The 19,384-nt window shown below is 47.0% G+C and carries 10 protein-coding genes; 9 read left to right on the top strand and 1 reads right to left on the bottom strand.

The features are described 5' to 3' along the window. Positions 1-9: 9 nt before the first annotated feature. The 9 genes from ACQ5DJ_RS07915 to ACQ5DJ_RS07875 all read left to right on the top strand — a co-directional run bounded on the left by ACQ5DJ_RS07915 (position 10) and on the right by ACQ5DJ_RS07875 (position 17,592). Positions 10-4,734: an amino acid adenylation domain-containing protein gene (locus ACQ5DJ_RS07915; RefSeq protein ID WP_429841960.1), complete on the top strand. Its 4,725-nt coding sequence runs from the start codon at positions 10-12 to the stop codon at positions 4,732-4,734. 136 nt (positions 4,735-4,870) lie between these two features. Then, the gene (locus tag ACQ5DJ_RS07910; protein ID WP_429841959.1) at positions 4,871-6,154 is read left to right on the top strand and encodes an MFS transporter; all 1,284 of its coding nucleotides are present in this window, start codon (positions 4,871-4,873) and stop codon (positions 6,152-6,154) included. A gap of 90 nt (positions 6,155-6,244) precedes the next feature. Beyond that, positions 6,245-7,450 (top strand): efflux RND transporter periplasmic adaptor subunit, encoded by a 1,206-nt coding sequence (locus tag ACQ5DJ_RS07905; RefSeq protein ID WP_429842016.1) that lies wholly within the window; start codon positions 6,245-6,247, stop codon positions 7,448-7,450. 3 nt (positions 7,451-7,453) lie between these two features. Next, positions 7,454-10,495 carry an efflux RND transporter permease subunit gene (locus ACQ5DJ_RS07900; protein ID WP_429841958.1) on the top strand — a complete coding sequence of 1,014 codons (3,042 nt, stop codon included), beginning with the start codon at positions 7,454-7,456 and terminating at the stop codon, positions 10,493-10,495. Between the two features lie 185 nt (positions 10,496-10,680). Then, positions 10,681-10,884: a hypothetical protein gene (locus ACQ5DJ_RS07895; RefSeq protein ID WP_167497587.1), complete on the top strand. Its 204-nt coding sequence runs from the start codon at positions 10,681-10,683 to the stop codon at positions 10,882-10,884. Between the two features lie 130 nt (positions 10,885-11,014). After that, entirely contained in the window at positions 11,015-11,482 is a 468-nt protein-coding gene (locus ACQ5DJ_RS07890) for a MarR family transcriptional regulator (protein WP_429841957.1), read from the top strand. A 78-nt stretch (positions 11,483-11,560) separates the two neighbouring features. Further along, the gene (locus ACQ5DJ_RS07885) at positions 11,561-12,745 is read left to right on the top strand and encodes an MFS transporter (protein ID WP_429841956.1); all 1,185 of its coding nucleotides are present in this window, start codon (positions 11,561-11,563) and stop codon (positions 12,743-12,745) included. A 79-nt stretch (positions 12,746-12,824) separates the two neighbouring features. Continuing rightward, positions 12,825-15,227, top strand: coding sequence for an AAA family ATPase (locus ACQ5DJ_RS07880; RefSeq protein WP_429841955.1), 2,403 nt, complete (start codon positions 12,825-12,827; stop codon positions 15,225-15,227). 94 nt (positions 15,228-15,321) lie between these two features. Continuing rightward, a complete protein-coding gene (locus tag ACQ5DJ_RS07875) occupies positions 15,322-17,592 on the top strand; it encodes a S8 family serine peptidase (RefSeq protein WP_429841954.1) in 2,271 nt (756 codons plus the stop codon). Positions 17,593-17,643: 51 nt separating this feature from the next. On the opposite strand, the gene ACQ5DJ_RS07870 is transcribed toward ACQ5DJ_RS07875, so the two are convergent. Continuing rightward, on the bottom strand, positions 17,644-19,278 hold the full coding sequence (locus tag ACQ5DJ_RS07870) for a PucR family transcriptional regulator (RefSeq protein WP_429841953.1): 1,635 nt from the start codon (positions 19,276-19,278) through the stop codon (positions 17,644-17,646). Positions 19,279-19,384 lie beyond the last annotated feature (106 nt).

Here is a 19,384-nt window from a genome sequence, read left to right as displayed (position 1 = left end):
TGATGAGGTTTGAATGGTGTTCAGATTAAAAATATATACCGCTTGACACCTATGCAAGAAGGCATGCTGTATCACTTTATCCTTCATCCTGAATCAGAGGTTCACTTCGAACAAACGGTGATTACGATGGAGGAGTCGTTGCGGCTTGATCTCCTTGATCAGAGCTTTCGCGACCTCGTCGAAAGATTTGATATCCTACGAACAGTCTTTCACTATAAAGATAGTAAAAAGCCTCTGCAAATCGTGTTGAAGCAAAGAGAAGCAGCTATTCAGATCGAGGACATCTCTGACCTGACTCAGGATGAGCAAGAAGCATTTGTGGAGCAGTTTCTTGTAAGAGATCGGCGCAACAGATTTGATCTGGAAAAAGATCTGCTGTTTCGGATTACCGTAATGAAATTGAGCGAATCAAAATACAAGATGGTGTGGAGCTTCCACCATATTATTATGGATGGCTGGTGCTTAGGGATTATCGCAAAAGACTTTTTCCATATCTATCGCTCTTATCTTCAAAATAAGAAGGCTGAGCTGGCTCCACCGTATTCCTTCAGTAGCTATGTCACTTGGCTTGGCAAGCAAAACAAACAAGAGGGACTCTCGTTCTGGCGAGATAGCTTGGATGGATTTGATCAGCAATCTCCTTTACCGGTTGAAACGATTTCAACCGGTAAGGGGTACCAACGAGAATCGATCGTGTTTCGCATGGATCGGGAAACGACTGCCCGTTTGGAGCAGATAGCGAGATCAAATGATGTGACACTGAGCATCGTCTTTCATTCCCTCTGGGGATTATTGCTGCAACGATACAATTATGCCAATGATGTTGTCTTCGGATCAGTCGTTTCGGGACGTCCTTCTGAACTCGTTGGCGTAGAAGAAATGGTTGGATTGTTTGTCAATACGATCCCAATGCGAATTCGCAGTGAAGGCAAACAGACATTTTCAGAGTTGCTTCGGCAGGTGCAACAATTCTTCACAGCCACAAGCAGCTACCAATACTTGTCTCTGGCGGATATTCAGTCCGAAACCGCATTAAAACAAAACCTGATTCAGCATCTCATGGTCTTTGAAAACTATCCATTGACGGAAGAGGCATTCGACGAAGATGGAAAAGGCGGTTTATTCGGAATCACGGATGTCCAAGGATATGAGCAAACCAGCTACGACTTCAACTTGTGCATTATTCCCGGAAAGGAATTAGAAATTCACTTTATCTATAATGCACTTGCATACAGCGATGCCTATCTGCAAAAAGTACGAGCGCACTTTAATCAGTTGATTCAAAGTGTCGTCGATAATCCCGACCTGCCGATTGCAAAAATACAAATGGTCACGGACGAGGAACAGGCACTCATTCTGCAACAATGGAATGACACGGAGATGCAAGTTGATCAAACGCTAACCATTGACCAGCTATTTAAGGAACAGGTCAAAAAGGGACCGGATCACATTGCCGTGGTCGATCAGGAAGGCACATACACGTATCGGGAATTAGATGACAAATCCGACGCGTTGGCCCACATGCTGCGGGAGAAAGGGGTACAACCAGGGAGCATTGTTGCTGTGATGGTAGAGCGCTCTACTGCATACAGCCTCGCTATTTTGGCCGTTTTAAAAGCGGGTGGTGCCTTTCTTCCCATTAGTACCGACCATCCGAGCGAACGCATCAGCTATATGATCGAAGATAGCGGGGTAAGCATTGTTTTGGTCCATGATCTGACTGTATCGTATGCAGAGCGTATTCTCCCTGAAGCAGCGTTGATCAATCTTGATGATAGGAGCGTATACAATGATGTCTCACTTGATGTACAGACCCTTCATCATGCCAGTGACCTGGCCTACGTCATTTATACATCCGGGTCAACGGGGAAGCCAAAAGGGGTAAGGCTGCACCACGTCGGAATCGCTAACCTCCAGCAGTTTTTCATCAACGATCTCGGTATCACCCAAGAGGACAAGGTGTTGCAGTTTGCCAGCATCTCCTTTGATGCCTCTGTCTGGGAGTTTACGATGGGGGTGTTGACGGGAGCGAGATTGGTCATTGTTTCAAAGGATGTCGTACTCGATCCGCAGGCTTTCAGTGAGTATCTATTACGGCATGAAGTAACAGTTGCGACGCTTCCACCTACCTTTGTAACGTATTTGGAGCCGGAAAATTTCCCGAAATTGAAGACATTAATCACTGCAGGTTCCACGGCAAACTGGGAGCTTGTCCATAAATGGAGCGCGCATTGCCGATACATCAATGCATACGGTCCAACCGAAACAACGATTTGTGCAACGACTTGGACGTATGAAGGGCAAGAAAGGCTGCCACAGCAAGTGCCAATCGGAAAGCCCATTGCCAACACAAAAGTATACGTGCTGGATGCGCACGGTCATTTGCAGCCCCAGGGAATTCCTGGTGAGTTGGCTATCGCGGGTATTAGCGTCGCTGATGGCTACATCAATCGCGAGGAATTGACGTACGAGAAATTTGTGGCAGATCCGTTTATTGCCGGTTCGAGGCTCTACAAGACGGGAGATATGGTGAAATGGCTTGCCGATGGAAGTCTGGAATATTTGGGGCGGATGGACAATCAGGTCAAGATACGTGGTTTTCGTATCGAGCTTGATGAGGTTGAAAACGTGATCCTATCCCAGGCAGGTGTGAAGGAAGCGGTCGTGCTAGCCAAAAAAGAGCAGGGAGGAGATGCCTGCCTGATTGCTTATCTGGTCTGGGAGCAGCCTGATTGGAACAGAGACTTGCGTCAGGAGCTTTTGGCCACCCTTCCGGCCTATATGGTACCAACGTATATCCACGTCCTTGAGAGAATGCCTATAACCCCTAACGGAAAAATAGATCGGAAAGCATTACCTGAGCCTGCCATGATCAGGGAGGCAAGTAAGCAGCTGAATCCACCTGTTACAGAGCAGGAGATTAGGCTGGCGGAAATCTGGAAAGAAGTGCTCGACCTACAGGAAATCAGTGTGGATGACCATTTTTATGATCTGGGCGGGCATTCTATCAAAGCGATCCAATTGGTAGCACGACTTCATAAGGAAGGAATAGAAGTAAAGATTCAAACGATCTTCCAATATGACACAGTCAGAGCGCTAGCAGGATATTTAGATACCGTAAGCCGGATTCGCACCACAAAAGCACAAGATAAAAAAGAGCTGGAAACTTTGATCTACGCTCATTTTCAAGTGCGAAGCAACTATGTAGAATTGCCCTTCGGCAGCAAGCACCGAGCTGTTCTCTACGTGGAAGAAAATGCGCGGGACAAACACCAAGAAATACTGTCCTTATTGCGTACGTCTTGTGAACCTGTGATTCAGCCGCACGCCATTCAGTATCTGGATCTCTCGCAAAAAGCATGGGAAAAAGAGAGGAATCATATCCGAGAGGCTGCACTAGATGAGAATGAATCGTTGCGATGGCAGGAGCGTCTCGTCAATGACCTCGATCAGATGCTCCTTCGTTATTCGGAGGCGATCGTCAATCAGCAGACTTTTATCAGACGTCCGATGTCACCTTCACAGCGCTATCATGTACAGGAAAAGGACATTTCTGGAACAGTGATTCGCTTTGAGCGGATGATCGATCCTAAGACACTGGAAAAGGCCTTTCTTGATGTCCTGGAGCGGCATCATTTACTGCGATGCACGCTGGCTTTTGAGGAAGAAGAGCCATATTGGAAGGAATATCCTTGCCCTAGTGAAATTGCGCTCCCTGTTGTTGATGTATCGAGCGATTCGGATGAAAGAAAAGAAGAGGTACGCCAGCTTTTACTGAGTGAATATTTTTACAAGCAGCATGATTCGATCGGTTCTTTGTCTTACAAAGTGATCTTGCTGAAAGAAAGCGAGAAAGAGTACTCGTTCATATTCCCGACATCGCATCTCATTTTTGATTTTATTAGCAGTGAGGTTCTGCAAAACGACATAAATCTGTATTACGAAGCGCTAGAAAATGGCACAGACCTCTCGGAAAATGAGCGGAATACGTATTGGGATTTCGTCCAGCAAATTACCAAAGGTCCAATCGGAATCGAAGATCAGCAGCTCATAGAGGAATTTGATCTTCACGAATTTGAGAATAGTCTTTTGTCCATAGAAAGACAGCTTTCATCTTCATCTGCTTTGGACGGCTACACGATTGTTACCTGCGAACTGGATATGGACAACCCGCAGGAGACAGAAAATGCGCGGATTCCGATTGCTCTTTTAGCTAGATTTTGTGAAAGAAGTTACGGAGTCCATAAGGCACCCGTCTTCCTCATGAACTTTGGCAGATCCTTTATGGGAAACCATTTCTTCGATGTCTTGGGTGAGTGTATCGATCATATTCCGCTTCATATTGATCCGGCGTGGAGTCTTGATGAGTTGGAAGCGTATGTGAAAGTTCAGTTGGATCTCACAAAGGAGAGGAATATCCATTTCACCAATCTTGTGCAAAATCCTGATGTAACGGAAAACTATCCTCTTTCCAACCACTCACTCATCCGATGCATGCAGATGACACCGATTATTTGCAACTTTCTGGGTGAGCAAAACCAGAGTCAACCAAGTGAATACGATCACCTGTTTATAAAAGGAAAGAAGCGTATTCTCTTTGAGGCTTCCTATACATCCATGGGCAAAATGACTATTTTTATGGCTTTGCCATATCGCGAGGATGAAAGGAAGTTGCGAGTGATTTTGGAGCAGGAAGCGAAAAAATTGATGGGATTGCCTCTAGTCATACGCTAAGAGTCGCCTAGGAATCGTATTGGAAGTCGGCAGATGGATTCCGCTCTATTCCGGATTTATTGTCCGAGGGGTGTAGCGGGTTCATCTTGCCGAAATAAATAGTCACCTAGAGGGATTACTATTCAGGGAGGTTAAGATGGGCAACCAAACATACGGATACGGATTAAATATTTTTCTCTTTTCTATTACTCGTTTTATCACAGAATTAGGTAGCGGTGTCTACAAATTTGCTCTTGCTCTGTACATTGCGGATGTGACGGGTTCTTCCGCTGCATTTGCAACTGTTTTGGGCTTTTCGTACTTGCCAGGGGTGCTAATTAATATTTTTGCAGGCGCCTATATTGATAGACACAACAAGAAAAAAATCATGGTTGTCACCGAGCTGCTAAGCGGTGCGCTAGTTCTCTTGTTTTTACTGTTTTTCCTTCAGTTTCCCACGAATCTATGGCTATTTGTCGGATACGCCTTCGTGATCAGTACTATTCAGGCTTTTACGTATCTCGCTTTGCAAGCATCCATTCCTGAGCTGGTAGACGAGGATAGAGTAGGAAGTATGAACTCTATTTATCAAGCGATCAGTGCCATTCTCAATGTAGCGGGTCCTTTGGTAGGGGCGGTTGCCTATGGGTTACTGGGGATGGAAATGATTTTGCTGATTGATGGCCTTTCTTTTATCGGAGCAGGGATCATGCAGATGTTCCTCCGTTTCCGCAAGACCGAGGTTGTACAGGAGACAACGCAAAGCTATACAGACACAATCAAGGAAGTCTTCCAATATATCCGAGAACAGGTTGTCATCAAGTACTTGTTCCTGATTTTCCTTGTGCTCAACTTTATTTTCCCTCCGCTCATGTATGTGGGGCTGCTGCATATTGCCTATCGAGTCGAAAAAGTATCGATGGAGCAATTCTCCTTTATTCAGTCCTCCTGGTTTATCGGGATCATTATCGGAGCGGCTATTGTCTCTATGAAAAAGGTGAGCAAATACGTTGAGAATAAAATCTTCCTTTTGATTCTATTGCAGGGGATTCTCTTGATGTCGTGGGTATTTCCGATTTTTGTTCCGGAAACGAGTAACGCCTCGTGGATCATTACGGGCGTGTTTGTCGGGATTTTATTGGTCTCCGCAATCTTCAACTCCATGGGGAACATCCCGATGTTTACCTTTGTTCAATTGAACACGCCTGAGCATTTGCGTGCCAGCATGTTTGGTGTGGTCGGCACTTTTACCGGAGTGGCCGTACCGTTTGGGATCTGGTTGTACGGTATTTTAATGGAGGCCGTTTATTGGCCGTATATCTTGTTGGTCTCAGGTGCCCTCATTTTCGTGATCGCCTTGATCGCTCATCTGAACAAACAAGTGAGTCAATACTTTAAACAAAAAGAAGAACAGGTGGTTGCTACAGACAAGTCTGCTTGAGCAAGATCATTATAACTAGAGAGAGAAAATGATGTCAGTTTCATTCAAAAAGACAATGACAAAACTACTGGAGGACTCTACGTGAAGAGTATGCACTACGTCGTTTTGACCGTTGTACTGATGTTCATCACGGGATGTGGAGTGGAAACGAAACAGGAAACAGAGCCAACCAAACAAAAGGTAGTGCAGGTGCACACTGTAAAACAGATGGATTCCCTGCCGATACCACTTACTGCTTTCGTTGAATACAAGCAGGAGAGTCATTTAGCCTTTGGGGCTTCTGGTACGATTGAACGAATGAACGTAACAAAAGGGGAAAAGGTGACACAGGGCCAGGTATTAAGTTCATTAAATACAAGCTATTATCAAAAAGGGCTGGAAGCGGCACAAAGCCAGGTTCAAAGTGCATCTGCGTTGCGTTCAAAAACATTACAAGGAGCAAGCGCAGATCTCATCAGCAAACAACGCTTGGCAGTCGACAGCCAAGAAAAGCGTTTGAAGGATGCGCAACAGAAATGGGAGACAGCCCAAGAGCTGTTTAAGGGTGGCGCTATTTCACAGAGTGAGCTGGACATTGCGCAGTCGGAAAAAGAGCAAATCGAGATTTCGTTACAAGAGGCGCGAATTACGTTGAATAAGTTGCTAAAGGGTTCGGAAGTCAACGAGATTGCCAGTGCAGATGCCGATTTGAAACAAGCGGCCAGTCAAGTAGAGCTTGCAAAGAAAACCCTTCAAGAAACGCAACTCGTCGCGCCGTTTAGCGGTATGGTCATCGATGTGACCCAAAAGACAGGCAGTCTTGCCCAACCAGGTGAAAGTATCATTCACCTGGTTGATAGCTCGGAAGTGAAGCTGAAGGTCGATGTCCCATTGGATGTGATGGAAAACTACAAGCAAGGGGACACAGTGCCTGTGACAGTGGAGGGTAAGGGCAAAAGTACAGGGACCATTACATTTATCTCCCCCATTCTTAACGCGGAAACGGGAAAGTATCTTGTAGAAATAGCTGTTTCCAATAAAGACAACGTGTTGATAGAGGGGATGGTCGCGACTGTAGAGATGACACGCAAAGTGAATGGAATGCTCGTTCCCGTCCAAAGCGTTGGAATTAAGGAAACACAGCGCTTCGTCATGGTTGTCGAGAATGGTGTAATCAAGAGACGCGACGTGGAAGTGGGGCAAATTTTCGGAAATAACGTCGAGATTCTATCGGGCCTACAGTCAGGCAATCAAATCCTAATCTCCGGCATAACGTACTATGCCGAAGGAGAAGTCGTTACGGTGAAAGGGGAGTAACCGATGGACAAGGTCATTCTCTTTTTGCTGAAACGAAAAGTGATCCTCTATTTGTGCACATTCCTCATCGTGCTAACCGGAATCGGTGCTCTCTTTTCCTTCCACGTGGAGCTCGTACCGAAAACGAATTTGCCTTGGATTGAAGTGAATATTTCAGGAGGAGCGTTGCCGCCTGAAGAGATGGTGGAAAAGGTCACAAAAAAAATAGAGCAAGAATTGAAATCTGTGGCTGGCATTAAAAATTTCTCATCGAAAACAGGGACGGGGTTTTCTGGCATCTCGATCCTTGCAGAGGATGGGGAAGGTGAAAAGGTCAAGCAAGAGACACAAAATATTGTGAATCGGCTGCGCAATGAGTTTCCCAAAGTAGTAGATACCGTAACCGTCACGCAAACGAATTTGGGTGATGAGGACTTAATCGACTACGCAATGGTGGGTACAGATACACAAACCATGCTCACCTTGCTGAAGACGACCATTAAGGATCGAATAGAATCTGTCCCGGGTGTGAAGGAAGTGGTCGTATCCGAGGACGGTTTTGAAAATAAGGTTGCGATAACGTTTCGTCCCGAACGGCTTACTGCCTATCGAACGACAGCGGCGGATGTTGTTGGTCAGCTTCAGGGTGCCAATTGGAAAAAAGCAGTGGGGATATTGGAGAATCCCGGGTTCGACACCGTTGTGATGATTGACAACAGCTTAAAAAATGTAGAAGAGTTCAAAAACATTTTGATCAAGACACCCAAGGGCAAGGTTGTACTCGAACAATTGGCAATGGTGAGTGATCTGCGCGGAAGCGTGAAGGACGCTATTTCCATGACAGAAGGTAACCTCTTTGTACAAATCAGTGTAAAGCGCGCTGAGGGGAGTGACCTGATCACTACACAGAAAAAAGTCGAGGAAGTTGTGAGGCAAATCAATAATGAGGCGGGCGGAAACTACGAGCTGAGAGTTATGTTTGAATCCGTCTCCTTTATCAAAAAAGCGATCAGCAATTTGAGTCGCGATGTTGTCATTGGGGGAATATTGGCAATCCTCGTCCTCTGGGTATTCCTGCGAAATTGGCGTGTCACGATGGTCATTGCAACGACGCTGCCGCTCTCCATCCTGATGACTTTCATCGCTTTGAAAGCTGCCGGATATAACATTGACATGGTGGTATTGATATCACTGAGTTTGTCCATCGGATTGATTGTTGACGCCGCGATCGTTGTTCTGGAGAGTATTTATCATTTGAGAGAAAAGGGAATGCAGCTCAAACAGGCCATCGTTCAGGGATCAAAAGAAGTCATAGCACCTGTTTTTGCTTCCCAATTAACTTTGATTATTGTGTTTTTACCCCTTGTGGTCGCAGATTTTGAACAGTGGCTGAAGCCTATTCTTCATACCATTGCGTTTACCGTTACTTCTACCATTCTAGCTTCAACGATTGCAGCTTTTCTTTTTGTTCCGATTTTTTCTGAGCGTTTTCTTCAACATGATAAACAGTTGCAGTCCCCTAGCGAAAAAGGGAAAAATCGAATTGTTTCTCTCTTTCAGCGATTACTGCATGTAACCCTTCGTCATCGAATTCTCACATTGCTGGTGGCTCTTGCTGTGTTTGTAGGGGCCTTGAGTCTCTTCCCATTGATAAAAATAGGAAATGGCTTAAATGCCAATGAGAATCAAATTTTTGCCACGCTCACGATGCCCGATGGAACTAGCTTGGAACAGGCACGAACAGCGGCAGTGGAAGCGGAAAAAGCGTTGAGAGAGTTGTCCGACGTGAATCAAGTCTTTTTTACGGCAAAGAAAGAGACAGTCGAGTTAAATATTACAGTAGTGACCAAGTCGCAACGAACACAAGAGAAAGAAGAATTTATGCAAGAAATAAACGGCCGTTTGAATGCCGTTGACGGAGTGGAACGGACGAGTTTGACTTTTGGCTTCTCAGGTGAATCGGCCCCGATTGAGTTGCAGGTCGCGGGCGAAGATTTGGAGGTTTCCCGGTCGATTTCCACCAAAGTAGAAGAAATGCTGGGGAGCATCCCCGGTGTGGTCAATATTCGGAATGACTTTGAAAGAGGGAAGGAAAAGGTAACGCTGACACCGAATCAGGAGGCAATGTCTCAATTACAGGTTGACTCTGATTCATTGGACAGCCAAATCAGCATGCTACTTGGGGAGCAGCCCCTCTCCACAATCAGTCAAAATGGTATTGAAACTTCTATTGTTGCCAGATTTCCAGAGACATGGGTGACACATCCTGACCAGCTTCAACAGACTATGATTCGAACCGAAACAGGCGCACAGGTGCCGTTACACGAACTGGTCGATTTCCATTTCAGCAAATCTCCGATTACGATCAAACATGAAAAAGGAGAACAAATCATCACCGTCTCAGCAGAATTGTTGGGCACAGACATCGGTACGGCGGGCAGACAAATCAATGAGAAGCTGGACACTGTGGAATTGCCTGCTGGATACAAGATCGAGATCGCTGGCGATTTGAAGGAACAGAATAACACCTTTACCCAGGGAATCATCGTCTTGGTATCGGTCGTCTCCCTCATCTATGTGATTATGGTGGCGCAGTTTGGGAGATTATCTCAGCCGTTTATTATCATGCTGTCATTGCCTATGGCCTTGGTTGGAGTCATTCTCGGATTCGTGATCACGCAGCGAACCTTTGGGGAGATGGCGATGATTGGGCTCATCATGCTAGTAGGAATTGTTGTTTCCAATGCGATTCTTTTAATTGACAGAATCAATTTGCTCCGTTCACGGGGGATGGGGTTGGAAGAAGCGATTGTACAGGGGACGCGAGATCGTGTTCGTCCGGTGATTATGACCAAGCTGACAGCGATACTCGGTATGCTGCCGATGGGACTCGCTGTTGCGGAAGGAGCGGAACTAGAGGCGCCGCTTGCTACTGGGGTAATAGCGGGTTTGATTTTTCACACGCTTGTAACGCTTGTATTGGTTCCCGTTCTTTACTCGATCTTTGAGGGGATGCGCGAAAAGAGAGTAGCGCGAAAAAAAGCACAGCGTATGGCTGATTTGTAGAAAATGGATATACGGGGCACGGCGCTGACAAAGCAGCGTTGTGCCCCTATTACTTCATAGAGCGAATATCGTCACAGGAAAGAAGCGGCCATGGAGTCAGCTGAAACGGGAAAAACGATTTTTTTGAAACAAAATATAGGATGATTGCCATGTTGCTTGGTCACACTAAGGTGGGAGGTGTAACCATGGAACAAACCATTCAGGTCAATGGTGAAGATTATCATTTCGAGTCAACGTATGATGGAGATTCACAGTATAATGTTCAAGTACGATGCGGCAAGAAAGTGGTATCGAGCTTCAAAATCTCGGCCGGATCGGAAAGTGAAGTGTTTGAGGCCGCTCGTGCTCATTTCAGTGCGGACAAGGAATTGGGCAATCTAAATGGATAGAGACTGGTCTCCGAACGCAGCTTGCGAATGCAGGGCTGCGGTTTTTTCTTGCGCAAAAGGAAATCTCATGATATCGTTAATTTGTTTCCTTGGAAACAAAAGTTGAAATAGATGAGGAGCTGATGCTGCATTGGACCCTAAAAAGAAGATTTGGAATCGATGGATCACCTTTCTACATAAACAGGAGGAGCGCAGCAAGCAACGCGAAGAAATGCTATTGCGCGATATCAGAAGCAGCGTACCTGATTACGATAAAGTTGGAAGGTTATCCATAACAGAGCTCCACGTCCTTCAAGAGGTAGGGGGTAAAGATCGAGTCAACGTTACGACAATTGCCCAGCATATTGGGGTAACAAAGAGTGCGATATCCAAAATAACAGTCAAGCTTTTGAAAAAAGGATTACTCGAGCGCTATCAGCTGGAAGACAATCAGAAGGAAGTTTTTTTTCGGCTGACATCAGTAGGAGAAATGGTAAACGAGATTCACGAACATTACCATCAACGACTGGAGATGGACATGTACCGATTTTTGGATAGGTATACTCCTGCTGAAATGGCATTTTTGGAAGAGGTCATAAGAGAAGCAACAGATGAATAGGGGAAACATACAAGTCGTTAATTTTTTTTGCGAAAATTGTTTCCAAGGACACAATAATAAGATAAGAGGAGAGCAACCATGAATCCAAAAAAAGTACTGTACCTACTTGGGATAACGCTAATGCTAGGTATGTTCGCGCAAAATTTGTTCATGCCTATTTTACCAGCCATGCAAAAAGAGTTTCAGACGAGTGCAACCATGATGAACTGGACCGTTTCAATCTTTACCATCATGCTCGCGATTATGCAAATCGTCTATGGGCCGTTTATCGATCGGTTCGGCCGAAAACGTGTCATGATACCTGCGCTGATCCTCTATACGGTCGCGTCGATCGGATGCTATCTGGTCGATTCTATTTATGGGCTATTATTTTTCAGGGCTTTACAAGGGGCGGGGTTTGCTGCCATTCCGATCGTTGCCGCAACGATCATTGGAGACTTATTTACAGGAATCCAACGTGCATCTGCGATGGGGACTTATCAGATGCTGCTTGCTCTTAGTCCGGCACTTGGTCCACTGCTAGGTGGCTGGATTGGAGGCATCGGCGGACATTCTGCGGTCTTTTTGTTTTTGGCGATCTGCGCAGTCTTTCTCGTCGTCATTAATGCAACACTGTTACCCGAAACGAAAAGGAATCAAGCTACATCATCCGGCGGTTTTACGTTAGGGTCTTTCCGTAACATTTTGCTCCACCCGGTCGGTGCGTCTGTCATTTTGATTGGTTTTAGCCAAATGTACGCTTATTATTGTTTTCTGCTGTTTCTCCCTGTCCAATTGACGAACCACTACGCAGTCTCTGTTGAAATAATCGGATTGGTTTTCTTGCTCGTGTCAGTTGTCTTTATTATCAGTAGCAAGCTGTCTGCTGTATTGCAAAATCGATGGGGAGCACGTAAAACGTTACTGGTGACGACCGGTTCAAATGCATTGGCGATGTTTCTTTTTATGACTGCGGCTGATGTTTCTTTTCTCCTGCTTGTGATAACAAGTACGCTGTTCGCCTTAACCTTGGGTGTAGGTATGCCTGCACACACGATTTTGCTATCTGAAGTATTTGAAGCAGAGCGTGCAACGTCCATTGGTGTGTACAATTTCATCCGCTATACAGGCATGGCTGCAGGTCCGGTTGTAGGTGCGATGCTGTTAGAATGGGGAGGGGTCTGGCTTGAATTTGGTATGGCCGGTATCCTCATTGCTTTGACGACCTTATTCGCACGACAAAAGGTGAAAAGAACCGCAGTGAACATTCAACGGGAGCTCTAATGTTCGGACAGACTTTTCATGTTCGGCTAAATATGCTACAACAGGGATGAAACAATGGAGCGGGAGGAGCAATCAAAAAATGCAGCATCAAGAAGAACGGGACCCGAGGGTACTGATTGCAGGTTTTAACGAAAATCCGTCCAGCATCCAGTCACTATCCGAAGGCGAATGCCTGACATTCCTGCAAATGCTCGAACAGCATCGTCAAGAACATCCAGGCGAAGAGCTTGATTTGATGGAAGCGATGGTGTTGACGCGGATGTCTGCTTTGCGGATGCACAAAACAGGAGGCCATACGCTCGCAGCTGAATGGGTAGATCGTGCGCTTCAACTAGCCCCTGATTTTCGCTACGCTGGAGAAGTTAAGCTCGAGCTGTACTTTTCACAGTTGCGATCCCATGCCTTTCTCACCGAATTCAAGTCCGTGCGTGAAACGGATAACGTCGTCATGCGCAGGAGAACAGTTGAAGTGCTGGAAGAGCAGGCAACCAATGAGTTGGCAGAAATCACGAAGTGGCGCTCTCTTGCTGAAGAGACGCTACAGGCAGCGCAAAAATGGAACGATTCGGAGGCGGAAGCTACGGCTACTGGCCTCGTGCTGTTATACACGGAACGACAAAATTTATTAGTACAATTGCAAGAACGTGTTCAAGCGTATGGAGCGTCTTTATCCGGGGTCTTTTACTCCAGTGAAATGCTCGTCCAATTGCAAGAGACGATTCGTGCTTTAACTAAACAGCAAGAACAGAAGGAAAAGCTCCTGCCGCAAAGGAACGAAAGGGTAGAAGATCACGAACAAGCGCCTCAGCAAGATTTGAGTGCTTTAGAGCAATTGGAGCGGTTGATTGGCTTGGACGAGATCAAACATCGGGTTCGGCAGTTGGCGCAATTTCTGCAATATCGCCAGCTACGCGAAGAAAAGGGCTGGCATATGAAAGACCAGCTTCCTCTTCATCTTGTGCTGATGGGGAACCCAGGTACGGGGAAGACGACTTTGGCTCGCTTGATCGCCAAGCTGTATCAAGAGCTCGGGTTGTTGGCAAAAGGACAGCTCATCGAGGTGGATCGTTCTCAGTTGGTCGGCGCTTACGTGGGACAGACAGAGCAGCGCGTCATGGAAGCGATCAAGCAGGCAGACGGTGGAGTCTTGTTTATCGATGAGGCATATAGCTTGAAGCGCCCAGACAGCTCCGGCAGTGATTACGGACAAGTGGTGATTGACACGCTTGTATCCGCTATGACGAGTGGCGAGTATGCAGGACGCTTTGTCGTGATGCTGGCGGGCTATCCGGAAGAAATGCGACATTTTTTGTATGCTAATCCTGGGCTGAATAGCCGTTTTCCAGAGACGGGCCACTTTTTACTGCCGGATTATCAGGCGGACGAACTGGTGCACATTGCAGAAGAAGTAGCCGTACGGAACGATTTTACGCTGACAGAGGCGGCAAAAATTACACTGCGCCAGCGCATTGAAAAAGCGCAAGTAGACGATACGTTTGGCAATGCACGGGCAGTTACAAATATCGTGCTCGATGCTATCTTTGCCAAAGGACGCGAGACAGACGGTAAGGAACTGAAATGGGATGACTTCACGATTCTGAAACCCGAGGATGTCCGTGGCTTCGATCCGCCGCAAAAAGAAAGGAATGCAGAAGCTCGACTGCAAGCGTTGATTGGTCTTGCTCAAGTGAAAACGGAGCTGAAAAAAATCGCTGCGTATGTGTCCGTTCAGCAAGAACGCGAAGCAAGAGGCCTGCCGAAAAGTCCGATTGAGCTGCATGCCGTCTTTACTGGAAATCCAGGCACAGGGAAGACGACGGTTGCCCAGCTGTATGCGCAGATTTTGCAAGAAATCGGCTATTTGAAACGAGGTCATCTTGTTACGGCGAGTAGAGCCGACTTGGTCGCGGGGTATGTCGGTCAGACCGCAGCGCTTACACGCAGAAAAGTTCGAGAAGCTTTAGGCGGCGTTTTGTTTATCGATGAAGCGTATTCGCTGCTCGGTGGAGGAGAGCGGGACTTTGGGCAGGAAGCGGTTGACACGCTCGTAGAAGAGATGACCAAACACGAAGAGAATCTGGTCGTGGTCCTCGCAGGCTATCCACTCGAAATGAATTCATTGTTGATGAGCAACCCCGGACTCTTGTCGCGGTTTAAAAAATATATTGCGTTCCCTGACTACACCGTGACGGAACTCGTGCACATTCTTGAACAGGCTGCATGCGACGTTGGGTATGCGATTGAGAAGAACGTGCTGGAAATGATCTCGCAGTCTTTGGATAAAGCAGTCAGTGATCATCGATTGAATGGCAACGGTCGTTTTAGCCATAACCTATTGCAAGAGGCGATCCAAAACCAGGCTGTGCGACTGATGGATATTCCGAAGCAGGAATGGAATCAGGAGATGCTGATGCAGTTGGCATGGGCCGATTTTCAACCGCTATTACAGTGGACGGTAGAAGAGGATGGGGCAAAAAATTAGTTTTTGTCCCATGTCTATGCCTTCTTACTCTTTTGACAATTCACCCTTTCTCGTATAATGGATAGAAATGGTTACATTACGCCATGGGGGAAGGGTGTTTGGTTTGCGAAAAAAATGGCAAGCAGCTTTATGCACGACACTTGTTCTGACACTTTCGCTGGAGGGCATTCCAGTGGATGCCAAGCAAGAGGGAGAGCGTCGAGGCAATATACAGATCGAAGCTGATAAGGGTCTTGCACTAGACAAGCTTACGTCGAAAAAGAGAGAGTCTGAGCTCGTCGTTATTCAGTTATCTGGTCCTGTTCGTGAGGAGTGGAAAGAAGAACTGGAAGATATCGGCGTCACGCTTGGTGATTACATACCGGATTATGCATTCATCGCGAAAATCGAGGATGAACAGGTAAGAAGTGAAGTCAAGGAGTTGTCGTTTGTCGAAGAGGTTTTGGCGTTTACACCGAAGTCCAAGGTATCGTCCGAGCTTCGCTTTTCAGGAGGCAACAGAGAGCGGGTCGAGGTTGCCGTCATCGGTTTCAATCAACGGGTGGACATGTATCGAGCGATGACGGAAATGACGGAGGATCAAGATATACGAGACATTCAAACGCCAGAAGATGCTCCGCATATATCTATCGCTAAGATGGATCAGCAAACGATTGAACAAGTGATCGAATCAGATGATGTCATTGCTGTCGTCCCTGTGCCAGAAAACAAGCTGCACAATGATGTAGCAGCTACCATCATTCGTTCGGACAAGCTGGCCTCGACAGGGTACACAGGAAAAGGACAAATTGTCGGAGTCGCCGATACCGGACTTGATACAGGGAAGCTTCAAGCGATGCATCCAGATTTTAAGGGCCAGATTGAGAAGCTCATTTCACTTGGCCGACCGAATGATGCGAGGGACGTCCACGGCCATGGTACGCATGTAGCTGGTTCCATTGTGGGCACAGGAGAAGCATCAGATGGACAGTATAAAGGAACGGCACCGGGTGCGAAGCTCGTTTTTCATGCGATAGAGGACGCGAAAGGGAAGCTCAACACGGATGTCGAGACGATTTTGCAGGAAGCATATGAAGAGGGTGCCCGCATTCACTCCAATTCATGGGGGGCTGATGATAAGGGAGAGTACAGCCTATCATCGCTCTTGTTTGATCGCTTTTTATGGGAGCATCCAGATATGACGGTGCTTATTGCGGCTGGAAACGATGGTGAGAATGGCTATAAAACGATTGGGAGCCCAGCCACGGCTAAAAACGTTATCGCCGTTGGCGCTACGGAAAATGTTCGGCCCAACTTGGGGAAGAACTCCGATAAAGCGGATGACGTGTGGGTATCGAGCAGTCGCGGCTTAACGGACGACGGGCGTTTGAAGCCTGATATTGTCGCGCCTGGTTCAGCGATCTTGTCCACGCGTTCTTCACTGGCACCGAGCAAAAATTTCTACAAGCGTTTTAATGAACATTACGCGTATATGAACGGAACGAGCATGGCTACGCCGATTTTAGCGGGCGGTGTGGCACAAATCCGGGAATTTTTGCAGGAAGAAGGGGAAAAAAATCCGAGTGGTGCATTAGTAAAAGCCATGCTCTTGACAAGTGCAGACAACTTGGATGAAGACATGCGAGAGCAAGGATTCGGTAGAGCCAATCTGGAGAAGGCGATTGAAACGAACTACAAGGACGAGAAGGATGGCATTCGCACGCGTGAAAAAGTTACGTATAAGGTCAAGGTCTCGGATGATTCCAAGCCTTTGGCCATTACGCTTGCGTGGACGGATTATCCTGCTGCTATTGTCGCAAAGCGTGCGCTCGTCAACGATTTGAATCTGAAGGTGACGACACCGAGTGGAGAAAAACTAAACGGCAACGACTTTTTTGAGGCCCCGTACAACGACGAAGTGGATAACCTGAACAACGTCGAGCAGGTATGGATTACCGAACCGGAAGAGGGAACCTACACTGTGACGGTTGAAGGCTATAACATCCCGAAAGGACCGCAGCCGTATGCGCTAGCGACAACGGGAAAATGGCAAAAGTCCGATGACGAGGAAGAGGAAAAGCCACCGGTTGAACAGGAGCCTTTCCGAACAGGAAAGCTGACGAAAAAACAGAAATACATGGACTATTCCATTCGCGTCAATGATCCGGGAGATTTGGAATTGACCGTAAAGTGGGATGAGGATTCAGATGTCGATTTGTATGTGTATAACAGTCGTTCAAAAGAGCTTGCTTCTGCCACAACATCCAACACTCCTGAGCAACTAACAGTGAATATCGAACAAACCGGCCTGTACAAAATTCGCGTCGCGCTAACGGAAGGCAAAGAAGCGAAGTATCGCTTGTATATGAAAAAGCCAGGAAAATAAATAACAGACACAACCTTCGTCTCCTGAACAGATGAACGGTTGTGTCTTTTTTTAGTGCTGTTCTTCTTTGTTTAACCAGTCCCGGGCTCGCATGGCGATCTCTAGGCAAAGCCTGTTTTGCGTTGCCGTGTAATCTTCACCGAGAATTTCTTCGATTTTTTCCAAGCGATGATAGAGCGTTTGCCGATGAATGAACAGTTTTTCCGCAGCCTCCTGCTTGGACAGGTTCACATCCAAATAGACACGCAGCGTATGAACGAGCGAGGAGCCATGTGCTTGGTCATGGGCTAACAGCGGGCCGAGGTAATCGCTTATGAAGGTCTTTATCACAGGCTCACTAGGTACATGGAACAGGAGTCGGAACAATCCGAGATCAGCGAAAAACGGACTGGATGATTCCTGACAAAAAGCCAGTGCTTGTTCCGCTTCCGCGAGGTGTCGTCCAGCATCAGACAACCGCTTTCCGGCTCGACTGACGCCCATCCAGATTTGAACATCCACCCCTAGCATTTGTGTCATGATTTTTTTGACATCGCGAAAGGCTTTTTCCAAGGTACGGCGGGAATCTGCAAGCGGCCGCTGCTCGATCAGCAAAAAGTAAAAGCGATGGCCCATGCAACGTATGAAAGGACGAAAGTGATGACGAGTCAATAGTGAACGAAAGATAGCCGTCAGATCGTGCGGCGGAAGGGAATCCTCGGCTAGGTTCTTCGGTTTCTCAAACGATAAAATAATCAAGTGATAGCTCGAGGCGTTACCGCTGCTTGTGATACCGAGCAGGGAACGCATTTGTTCCTCGGGTATGGAGCGGTTGGCAATCAAATCATCAAACAGCCGATTTTCGGTAGCAAGCGCCTGTTCCTCCACAAACATTTTCCGCATTAAAATTTGGGCCATCGCACTGACTGTATTGTCTAAAGTTAGGAGCAAATACTCATCTGGACTGCGTTCATACAAAAGGATGCCGACATAAGCAAGCACGTGACCCATTGCCATCACTGGTTGGTAGGCAAGCTGCCTGGTCGCAGAGAGAGAAAGGAAACGTACGCCAGCTTCACTACTATCCAGTTCGGAAAAATGAGACCGCATCAAGTCGCTCATCTCAACGGCAACATCATGCGGTACCACCGGGGCAAATTGTGTGGAGCCATCTGGTGCGTAATAGAAGACCTGCGTCTGAACCGCCACCTGAAAATGCTGCAACAGCTTAGGCGTGCCCGCAGCCTGCAGGCTGAGCTGTTGCAAACTGCGAGAGTATGCTTCGAGATTGCGAAGTGCTTGCATCTGTGCATGGATCAAATGCTCGTGCAAATCTTGTGTGATGTCCACAAAGCGGACGGGCTGATGAAAGACGAGCAACGGAAACTGGTGGTGATTCGCCAGCTCTAGCATATCTTCAGGGATGGAGGGGATGTAACGTCCCAGCTCGATGCAAAGCCCGACTGCCTTTCGCCGAATGAGCTCTGTTAAATACGCAAGTCGCTTTTCCTTTTCTTCGCCAAATCCTAGCCCGGTTGATAGGATTAGCTCGCCGCCATTTAAAAACTGTCCCGTATCGGCAGTCTCCAAGACGTGAACCCAGCGAACCGGTCGGGACAGGCCGCGATGCCCCGCCACCACTTGGGCATGCTGAAACAATGGACGTTTGATGATTTCTGCAATGGTTAGGCGCAAATCGTTACTCATAGGTTCACCTCATTTACACTCTGTATGATTAACCCTACGTAATGCGTTACGCTTTGTCTAGTGCTGACAGGCGTTATTTTTGGATAAAATGGAATTGTTAATGAAT

Source organism: Brevibacillus sp. FIR094 (genome assembly GCF_050477165.1).
GTDB lineage: Bacteria > Bacillota > Bacilli > Brevibacillales > Brevibacillaceae > Brevibacillus.
The sequence above is the reverse complement of the archived record's forward strand: the minus strand, read 5'-3'. Positions and strand labels throughout refer to the sequence as shown.

Excerpts from the sequence above, each read along its gene's own strand:
- ACQ5DJ_RS07900 (WP_429841958.1), top strand. The coding sequence starts at position 7,454 with ATGGACAAGGTCATTCTCTTTTTGCTGAAACGAAAAGTGATCCTCTAT.
- ACQ5DJ_RS07910 (WP_429841959.1), top strand. The coding sequence starts at position 4,871 with ATGGGCAACCAAACATACGGATACGGATTAAATATTTTTCTCTTTTCT.
- ACQ5DJ_RS07870 (WP_429841953.1), bottom strand. The coding sequence starts at position 19,278 with ATGAGTAACGATTTGCGCCTAACCATTGCAGAAATCATCAAACGTCCA.
- ACQ5DJ_RS07880 (WP_429841955.1), top strand. The coding sequence starts at position 12,825 with ATGCAGCATCAAGAAGAACGGGACCCGAGGGTACTGATTGCAGGTTTT.
- ACQ5DJ_RS07905 (WP_429842016.1), top strand. The coding sequence starts at position 6,245 with ATGCACTACGTCGTTTTGACCGTTGTACTGATGTTCATCACGGGATGT.
- ACQ5DJ_RS07885 (WP_429841956.1), top strand. The coding sequence starts at position 11,561 with ATGAATCCAAAAAAAGTACTGTACCTACTTGGGATAACGCTAATGCTA.
- ACQ5DJ_RS07895 (WP_167497587.1), top strand. The coding sequence starts at position 10,681 with ATGGAACAAACCATTCAGGTCAATGGTGAAGATTATCATTTCGAGTCA.